Raw genomic sequence first — 8,147 nt, 5'->3', positions numbered from 1 at the left:
GTGTGCCTACTACTTTTAATCACGTTATGTAAAAAGAGGGGTGATCGACGTTTGCCGGAATTCAGGTTATTATAGCATGTAAAACGGAGTTGATCAAATTAAAGTTGACAAAATTGGGGCATTCTGCTAAACTTTTTAAAAAATCGGTTATTTTGCACTTTTTTCTTGCAATCTATATGTGAAAAGTGCTATAATTAATTGTGTGTATTCTATCGGCTTCTCGGGGTGACGTATCACCGCTGACAGATTACCGGTGGAACGTCAGCATTAAAAAGCGTGATTTGCACGCAGTACTGCTATCACCGATAGTAAAAAAATGATGAGGTGATGAGATTTTGGGAAGCGCGCTTCTTGCTCAAGAACTCTGAACCGTTTGTATATTTTTTAAAGAAGGAGATTTCATAGCTATGAAAAAGTTCACAATCTTTATCACACTTGCCTGTGTTGTCATGATCGCGCCGATGGCTTTCGCACAGAATTGGCAGCCAGCAGGTGATAATTGGATTGCAAAATGGTGGGGACTCGACCTCGTTACCGATACAGGTGGTTTTGGCACATCAGCAACAATTGACTACCTCGCTGAAGGTACCGGTGGTTTGATTTCAAACGCCTCCGTCTCCACACGCGACGGTGCTGGAAAAACAGCGAATGCCATCGTGAGCCTTCCAGATAATGGTGGTTCTCTCGCGTGGTCCATTGTTGACATCAATACCGAAGACCAACTGAACATGTCCACAAGCCATGGACTTGCTGATGGTGGGGACATCACATGGCACGGTCTCATCGTCGTTATTTCACCCGATGAACGGACGACAACGATGCACCCCGCACATGATGATTACGCACAAATCTGGATCAACGGCGAACAGGTCTATGATAACAGTGCCTGGACAGGTGGAGTTCGCGAAGTCACAACGCCAACCGAGGTTCAGTTCAATAAAGGCGAGAATTTCTTGCACTACAAATGTGGTGAATCGGGTGGCGCGGATTACGTCAACCTCCGCTTTGAACCGACCGATACCGATCTTCTCATTGCTCCCACGAAGGATAACCTCTTCTTGGATGTCCTTACACCGGTTGAACCCCAAGGTAAACTCGCGGTTCGATGGGCAGATCTCAAGAGATAGTAATTTTGATCGTTAACGAAAAACCCGCGTCCAAATCAGGATGCGGGTTTTTTGTTGTCCTACTCTTCCGGCTCCACAATTGTCAGAATCTGGTTGATGGATACGTCTCGCAATTCTTGTGTGGTCCCGCTTTGCCAGACGATCCTTACTTTCTCAATACCCCGATTTTCTCCCAAGCCGAACAGTAAACGTGTATCGCTGCCTGAGGCGTAGCTTGAACCGCTTTTCACTTCCCGTATCTGCGTTATGTCTCCTGCCGTTACTGTGACCTTCGCACCGATACCGTCTCGATTGCTCTGCGTTCCGATCAGTTTGATGCTTAGCCAATTTTTCAGGTTCCCGCCGTCATTCCGCAGTAGCACTGCACGCTGATTGGAATTCATGATAACGATATCAGGATCGCCATCGGTGTCGTAGTCAGCCGTCGCGGCGGCTCTACCAACAAGTGGCTCCGAGAAGTAAGTTCCCGCAGATGTAGAGACATCGGTATAAGTGCCATCGCTGTTGTTTTGAAAGATCTGGTCGCGTTGGGCATAAGTTTCATTGTCCATCAAGATTTCAACGACATCTTGCGGGTGTCCGTTTGCACAGAACATGTCGAGGTGTCCGTCGTTATCGTAATCCAGAAAGAGCGGACTAAAACCAACATACGGGAGTGTCGGTTGTTCCAACCCACTGTCAGCCGTCGCATCTGCGAAGAAGAGTCCCGCCTCGTTCTTATAGAGGGTCGCCTTCTCCGAATTCGCAACGATGAGATCGAACCATCCATCGCCGTTGTAGTCTGCACAGTCTACCCCCATAGAACCTTCAGCGACACCTCTCTCGTCGTAACCGACACCGATGAAGATGCTTTCATCCGTGAAGGTGCCGTCGCCATTGTTATGGTATAGGAAATTTCTGTTGGTGTCGTTGGCGACATAGATATCAGGGAATCCGTCTTGATCGTAGTCCCAAGCGACCGCTGCCATACCTCTTCCTTCGACGGGGTTTGTCACGCCTGCTGTCTCGGCAATATTCGTGAAGGTGCCGTCGCCGTTGTTTCGGTAGAGGACATCGGGTGTTCCTTCGTAACTACGCGGGTGCCCGTAGCCGATAACGCCTTTGTAAGTGGAGACCGGCATTGACAAATCGTACACCAGATAGTTGACGACGAAGATGTCTAAGTCGCCATCCACGTCAAAATCGAGATAGACGGCGGCGATACTCCAGAGCGTGTTATCTATACCAGCGGCTTCGGTGATGTCGGTAAAGGTGCCGTCGCCGTTGTTTCGGTAGAGTTTATCCTGTCCGAAGTTGGCGACATAGAGGTCGGGATCACCGTCATTGTCGATATCCCCCGCAGATGCCGCCATTCCGTATCCTGTGTCCCCTGTTCCTGAGATTTCAGTAACATCCGTGAAACGTCCATTCCCTTCGTTTCGATAGAGGACATTCCCAAGTGTGTGTGGGGTGCCTTGCGGAACGCTACCGCTGTTAACGAAGTACAGGTCGGGATCCCCATCGGTGTCGTAATCGAAGAAAACCGTCCCGGACCCCATTGTCTCGATGATGTGTTTGTGTTCGGTGCTGCCTTGGTCATGTGTAAAGTGGATACCTGCTTCTGTGGTAACGTCTACGAAGATAGGGGATTGTGAGGCAGCGATACCTACAGTTAGCAGAAGGAATAGGAGCACCTGTAATAACGATTTTAGATTCTGATTTTTCAGCATTGTTTTGAATGGTTTTCAGTTCGTTCGCTTTCAGTTTGCCTCGCAGTGAGAGTTTTCAGTTAAAGATGCGTTCCGTAACAATCCACGCCCTGTTGAAATATTCCAGACTGGAGAGATGGTTGGACGAAACCTCCTGACTGATAACCGAAAGGATTGCGTCAGCAACCCGAACCGACGACTGACAACTACTTTGAGGCTTTTGCCAATCGGAAACCGACAAAGGAAGTTTTTAGGTTAGGATAGAGATAAAACCGAAATGTAGTGCTACATCGGGCGATGGTATCGAGCCATGAACCGCCACGAATGACACGCCAACTCCCAACCACCGGTCCTGTCGGATTCTGTTTCGGACGTTTCGTCGCGGCTCGTGAGGTATGCCAATAGTAGACATCGCTGTACCAGTCGGCTGTCCATTCCCAGACGTTCCCCGCCATATCCATGGCACCGTAGTAGCTTTTGCCTTTCGGGAAACTGCCGACAGGGGCGAGACGGTTCTCATAACCGTCGTCATTTTCCGCTGTGTTCGCGTAGAGTTCAAGCGCATTCCCCCAGGGCCATGTTCGATTGGTGTAGCCACGTGCCGCTTTCTCCCACTCCGCCTCTGTCGGGAGTCGCATACCTTTCCACGCTGCGTAAGCGTTGGCATCGTGCCACGAGACACCCACGATGGGGTGATTCGGGAACTGTTCTGCGCGTGCGGGCCAATCGCCAATCTGTGGGAGATGTGCGAAGTTTTCCGGGGTGTGGTGCGGTGTTTCTCCAGGAGATGCCGTCTCTAATTGCCGTTTCCAAAATTCGTAGTACTCGGCGTTCGTAACCTCATATTTACTGATGTAATAGGCATCGAGGTAGACTTTATGCATCGGCTTTTCATCAGCGGCGCGGGTGTCGCTTCCCATCGTAAAGGTGCCTGCAGAGACAAATATGAGATTCTCTGTATCCTCCGCGGATACGCCAAAACTGATACCAACGCTGAGGAGCACGAGAAGCAGACCTTGTGCTGTAATACCGATCCGTAGGGGTAAGGCGACCTTGGGGAAATACCAAAGCAAAAACCCCCTACTTCTGTTTGGACAAAAGATATTCATAGATGCGATGATGCTCCTGCGCGAGTTTTTGGTTGCCGATGCCCTGATAGATTCTTGAAAGATTGAGGTGGTAGTGAGGCTCGTCGCTATCGAGTTCGACGGCTTTTCGGAATGCATCCAGTGCCTTTTGCGATTCGCCTTGCATGGCGTAAGTGCTACCGAGGGTGTTGTAGAGAATCGCTTGGTTCGGCATCAGTTGGACGGCTTTTCTGGCGGCTTCCGCGGCATGTTTAGGATAGTTAAGACTCATGAAGGCACGGCTCAGTCCATGATAGAAGTGGGCATTATTGGGTGCGAGTTCAATGCATTTCTGAAAGACTGAGACTGCCTTGGCATAGTTTTTTTGGTTCATGAGAAGGGTGGCTAATTCCGTCCATGCTTCAAGGTTGTTCGGCTCCGCTCGCGTGAGACGGGTGAGGCGTTCGTATTCAGCGAATTCCTTTTGAAGCCGCTGATAGATTTGCATTTCCGCTCTGCTTTTCTCCCGGTCGCCTGATCGAAAATACGCCGTGCCGAGTCCGTAGTGTGGCTCAGCATAACCTGTTGGACCATGCGTTATTGCCAGTTTGAAGTTCTCTATCGCTTCGGGGTATGCATTTAGATTGAGATGCGCCGTGCCGCGTTCATAATAGAGACCTGCGGTATGTGGTGTCAGCGTAAGTGCCTTTGTCAGGATCGGAACGGCTTCGGCGTAGCGACGGAGTTTTACGAGTGATTTACCGAGCATTTCATACCCGCGTGCGTGTTGCGGTGAAAGCTCTATGACCCGTTGGAGACTTGGCACGGCATCTGTCCACTGATCAAGCCTGAAATAGGCAACACCAAGCGAGTAGAGCCCTTCGATGTTGTCAGGCATCAGTGCTAAGGAGCGTTGGTAGTTTTCAACGGATTTGTTCCAGAATTCCACTTGGGCGTTTGCCATGCCGAGGTAGTGCAAGATTTCGTAATGATCGGGTTCAATCGTGAGTGCGGCTTCAAACTCGGAGATAGCTTGCAGATTGTCGCCTTGAAACATGGAAAGGAGCCCCTGCTCTACGTGTTGGACGTATGCACTGTGGTCACCGGATTTTTCGGCAATAATTCCAGATAGCGGCAAACAGAGGAAAAAGATAATTACAATTATCTTTTTAATTTTACCTTGCAGTTCGTTGAGGTGGGTGTTTTTGCTTGGGCGTTTCTTCAGGGGTCTCATGTTCTATTCCGTATATCCGCCTGCGTCTGCTTCACAGTGAGAATGCAGGCTATAATTTGGGTTAAGAGCAATAAATTAGAAACTTTTCTTGAATTATACTATAGTTTGGACAATTTCTGTCGACTTCATACCCAGTTTTCCAAAGTATTTCTGGTTTTTCTGAAAGTTTCTGACCCAAACGCAGCTCGGAAAAAAAGAAACATCTATGTTCCAAAGGGCAGCCCCAGCGGGGCGAAATGTGTATCTTTCTTAAGATTGCCCAAACTTTACTATAAATTTTAACCGTAGAGACCCCGTAGGTCGGGTAGAGCGATGAAGAACCAGAAGCCTTCAGTTTCGCCACAAACGTCTCCGTTTTCAGGGCACATTGAGAAAAATAAACATAGCGAAACCCGACAATCCACTGGGGTCCCTGTGAGAATGAGACAGGTTTCCAACGATACGCTTATGTCAAACTCACGTTAACTCCACTATAAATTTTAACCGTAGTGCTGAAAAAAGTCAAGTTTTCCATAGAGAAAAAGCCGTGTTAGTGCTATACTGTGCAGAAATTGACTGAGACAGGGTTCACACACCTACGTTCAAAAGATGGGAGAATAGAAACAAGGATGCAACAGGTTACAATCTATCGAGAACCGGGGCGCTACGCCGGTTGGCCAGCGAATTACGGTATTTGGGCATGGGGCAACGAAATCGTTGTCGGATTCACGGTTGGCTATCACAAATCGGATGCAGGGTTCCATCGCCGTGACCGCGATAAACCGTTTGTCGGAATGCAGGCACGAAGTTATGATGGCGGTGAAACATGGAGTGTTTCAGAAACACCGTGTCGGTTGCCCGCAAGGGGCACGCTTTCTGCAGACGAACATGTAGAAGAGCAGCATAGGTCAACAGCGGAGGTTTCGTTTGACACACCCCCGCGCATCGATTTTACGCACCCGGATTTTGCGATGATGTGCAGCCGAGCCGGACTGAGAGCGGGATCGTACTCATGGTTTTACACCTCTTTAGACAGGTGTCAGAGTTGGAAGGGTCCCTATCGGCTTCCGATGTTTGATTATACCGGTATCGCCGCTCGGACGGATTATCTCGTCTCGAGTTCAGAAGAATGTTTGTTGTTCCTCACGGCATCGAAAGCGGACGGTGAGGAGGGTTTGATATTCTGTGCGAAAACCACCGATGGGAGTGAATCCTTTTCATTGTTGTCTCAGATCGGACCGGAGCCTGAGGGGTTCGCGATTATGCCAGCAAGCGTTCGGTTGTCTGATTCAAAGATTCTGGTCGCGGTTCGGTGCCGAGGCGGTGGTCATACGATTACTGACTGGGAAGAACGGCAGAACTGGATTGATCTCTACGCTTCAGATGATAACGGACGGACGTGGGATTACATGAATCGACCTGTAGAGAATACGGGGCGCGGTGGAAACCCACCAACGCTAACCCATCTTCACGACGGACGTCTCTGCCTCATTTACGGGTATCGGGATGCCCCGCATCGGATATGTGCCAAATTGAGCAGTGATGCTGGTGAAACGTGGGGTGAAGAGATCGTTTTGCGAGATAATGGCGGAGATCCCGATATCGGGTATCCGCGCACGGTCCAACGTCCTGATGGAACTATAGTGACCGCTTACTATTTCGATGAGGAGCCTGATGGTGATAGGTTCATTGAAGCGACACTGTGGAAGCCTTAGTCAAGAGACACGGATCCTTAGTCTTTTTGCGCGGTGAGCGCAAAGCAGACTAACCTGTCTTTGCCTCGCACGTATAACAGCCCATTTGACAATGCAGGGGTCGACCATGCAGGATATTCTATAAATTGTCTTCCATTTTCGTCTCTTGGAACTGCTTCAGAAAGGATCTCCATCTTTTCAGGGGTGCATTTAAGCAGCATCAACCGTCCATATTCACCGAGGAAGATGAAATGGTCATTCACCCAAAGTAAAGATGCACGTTCGTCAACGCGTTGTCCCCACACGACTTTGCCGGTCTTGAGTTCTACACACCGGAGTTCCGCGCCGCTGGAGTGCCTGCTACTACAGGCGTAGAGATGCCCCTCGTGATGGACAGCGGTGTTCCAGTGCAGCCGCAGGGATTGGTCTCGGCGGCGCTCTGGATCCTTCCAAACGACCTTGTAGCCACCGGGATGCACTTGGAGGACGGAACTGCCGACCTCGTAAGATTCACTGATAAATACGAGGTCATCTGCAACAACTGGATTCGAGGCATTGACAGATTCAATCTTCGGACAGCGCCACGGATAGTGGAAGTCTATTTTACCCGTCGTGGGTTCAAAACCGACAAGTCCATCTCGAGAAAACATGAACCCCCAACGGCGTCCAGCAATTGTTGCCGTGATGGGGCTGGCGTAGCTTGCTAATTCGTCACTGATTTTGTAAACGACCTTCCCTGTGTATTTGTTGAACGCGACGATACCCGTGCTATTTGATGGGGGTCTGCCGTCTGATGCCCAGATATTTTTCGGGGTTCCCGGTGGGGAACCCCCAATTTGGGCAATGAGCAACTCGCCTTCAACGATTGGTGTTGAAGCCGTCCCGAAAAAGTTTTGAACGACATTGTAACGCGCTGCCGTATCCATCTTCCATAATACGCTCCCATCCGACACATTCAGACAGTGCAACTTTCCCTGAACCCCGAAGATATAGACACGTTCTTCATCAACAACCGGGCAAGACCGTGGTCCATTGTTATATCCGTACATATCCTCGTAGTCTGTGGGGTATTCAAATCGCCAAAGCTCGGTCCCAGTGTCGCTTTCCATACAAGTGAGACGCGCCATGTCGCCATGACGCGCGAAGATAAACAAGCGTCTATCTGCGATGGTCGGTGCCCCGTAACTGATGCCGATCTTCTTATGCCAGACGACTGGGGGACCCGTGTTCCGCCACGGCGCGATCTCAATTTTCTCTTGCGATTTACCGTTTCGTTCTGGACCAAGAAAATCATTCCAATCCGCCGATACGATTAGCGGAAGACTTAGGATGAATAGAAGGAAGGCTCGCGCAGGTAT

At 49.7% G+C, this 8,147-nt stretch carries 6 protein-coding genes; 2 read left to right on the top strand and 4 right to left on the bottom strand.

Annotated features, from left to right (window positions below; genetic code table 11):
* Nucleotides 1–407: 407 nt before the first annotated feature.
* Nucleotides 408–1,127, top strand: coding sequence for a hypothetical protein (locus J4G07_10260; GenBank protein MCE2414379.1), 720 nt, complete (start codon nt 408–410; stop codon nt 1,125–1,127).
* 59 nt (nt 1,128–1,186) lie between these two features.
* Here J4G07_10260 and J4G07_10255 read toward each other — a convergent pair whose 3' ends face one another.
* The 3 genes from J4G07_10255 to J4G07_10245 form a co-directional block, all read right to left on the bottom strand.
* Nucleotides 1,187–2,665: a CRTAC1 family protein gene (locus J4G07_10255; protein MCE2414378.1), complete on the bottom strand. Its 1,479-nt coding sequence runs from the start codon at nt 2,663–2,665 to the stop codon at nt 1,187–1,189.
* Nucleotides 2,666–3,021: 356 nt separating this feature from the next.
* Nucleotides 3,022–3,924 carry a formylglycine-generating enzyme family protein gene (locus J4G07_10250; protein MCE2414377.1) on the bottom strand — a complete coding sequence of 301 codons (903 nt, stop codon included), beginning with the start codon at nt 3,922–3,924 and terminating at the stop codon, nt 3,022–3,024.
* On the bottom strand, nt 3,896–5,116 hold the full coding sequence (locus tag J4G07_10245) for a tetratricopeptide repeat protein (protein MCE2414376.1): 1,221 nt from the start codon (nt 5,114–5,116) through the stop codon (nt 3,896–3,898). Before J4G07_10245 ends, J4G07_10250 begins: the two co-directional genes overlap by 29 nt.
* A gap of 608 nt (nt 5,117–5,724) precedes the next feature.
* Between J4G07_10245 and J4G07_10240 the strand changes: the two genes are divergently transcribed.
* Nucleotides 5,725–6,810 (top strand): exo-alpha-sialidase, encoded by a 1,086-nt coding sequence (locus J4G07_10240; protein MCE2414375.1) that lies wholly within the window; start codon nt 5,725–5,727, stop codon nt 6,808–6,810.
* Nucleotides 6,811–6,827: 17 nt separating this feature from the next.
* Here the strand turns inward: J4G07_10240 and J4G07_10235 are convergent, their stop codons facing one another.
* The gene (locus J4G07_10235; protein ID MCE2414374.1) at nt 6,828–8,147 is read right to left on the bottom strand and encodes a PQQ-like beta-propeller repeat protein; all 1,320 of its coding nucleotides are present in this window, start codon (nt 8,145–8,147) and stop codon (nt 6,828–6,830) included.

The sequence above is a fragment of the Candidatus Poribacteria bacterium genome (genome assembly GCA_021295715.1).
Lineage (GTDB): Bacteria > Poribacteria > WGA-4E > WGA-4E > WGA-3G > WGA-3G.
Note: the sequence above shows the minus strand (reverse complement) of the source record. Positions and strands in the feature narration are given on the sequence as shown.

Bases quoted from the DNA above. Each gene is read 5' to 3' on its own strand.
- J4G07_10260 (MCE2414379.1), top strand. From the start codon at position 408: ATGAAAAAGTTCACAATCTTTATCACACTTGCCTGTGTTGTCATGATC.
- J4G07_10255 (MCE2414378.1), bottom strand. From the start codon at position 2,665: ATGGGGTCCGGGACGGTTTTCTTCGATTACGACACCGATGGGGATCCC.
- J4G07_10250 (MCE2414377.1), bottom strand. From the start codon at position 3,924: ATGAATATCTTTTGTCCAAACAGAAGTAGGGGGTTTTTGCTTTGGTAT.
- J4G07_10245 (MCE2414376.1), bottom strand. From the start codon at position 5,116: ATGAGACCCCTGAAGAAACGCCCAAGCAAAAACACCCACCTCAACGAA.
- J4G07_10240 (MCE2414375.1), top strand. From the start codon at position 5,725: ATGCAACAGGTTACAATCTATCGAGAACCGGGGCGCTACGCCGGTTGG.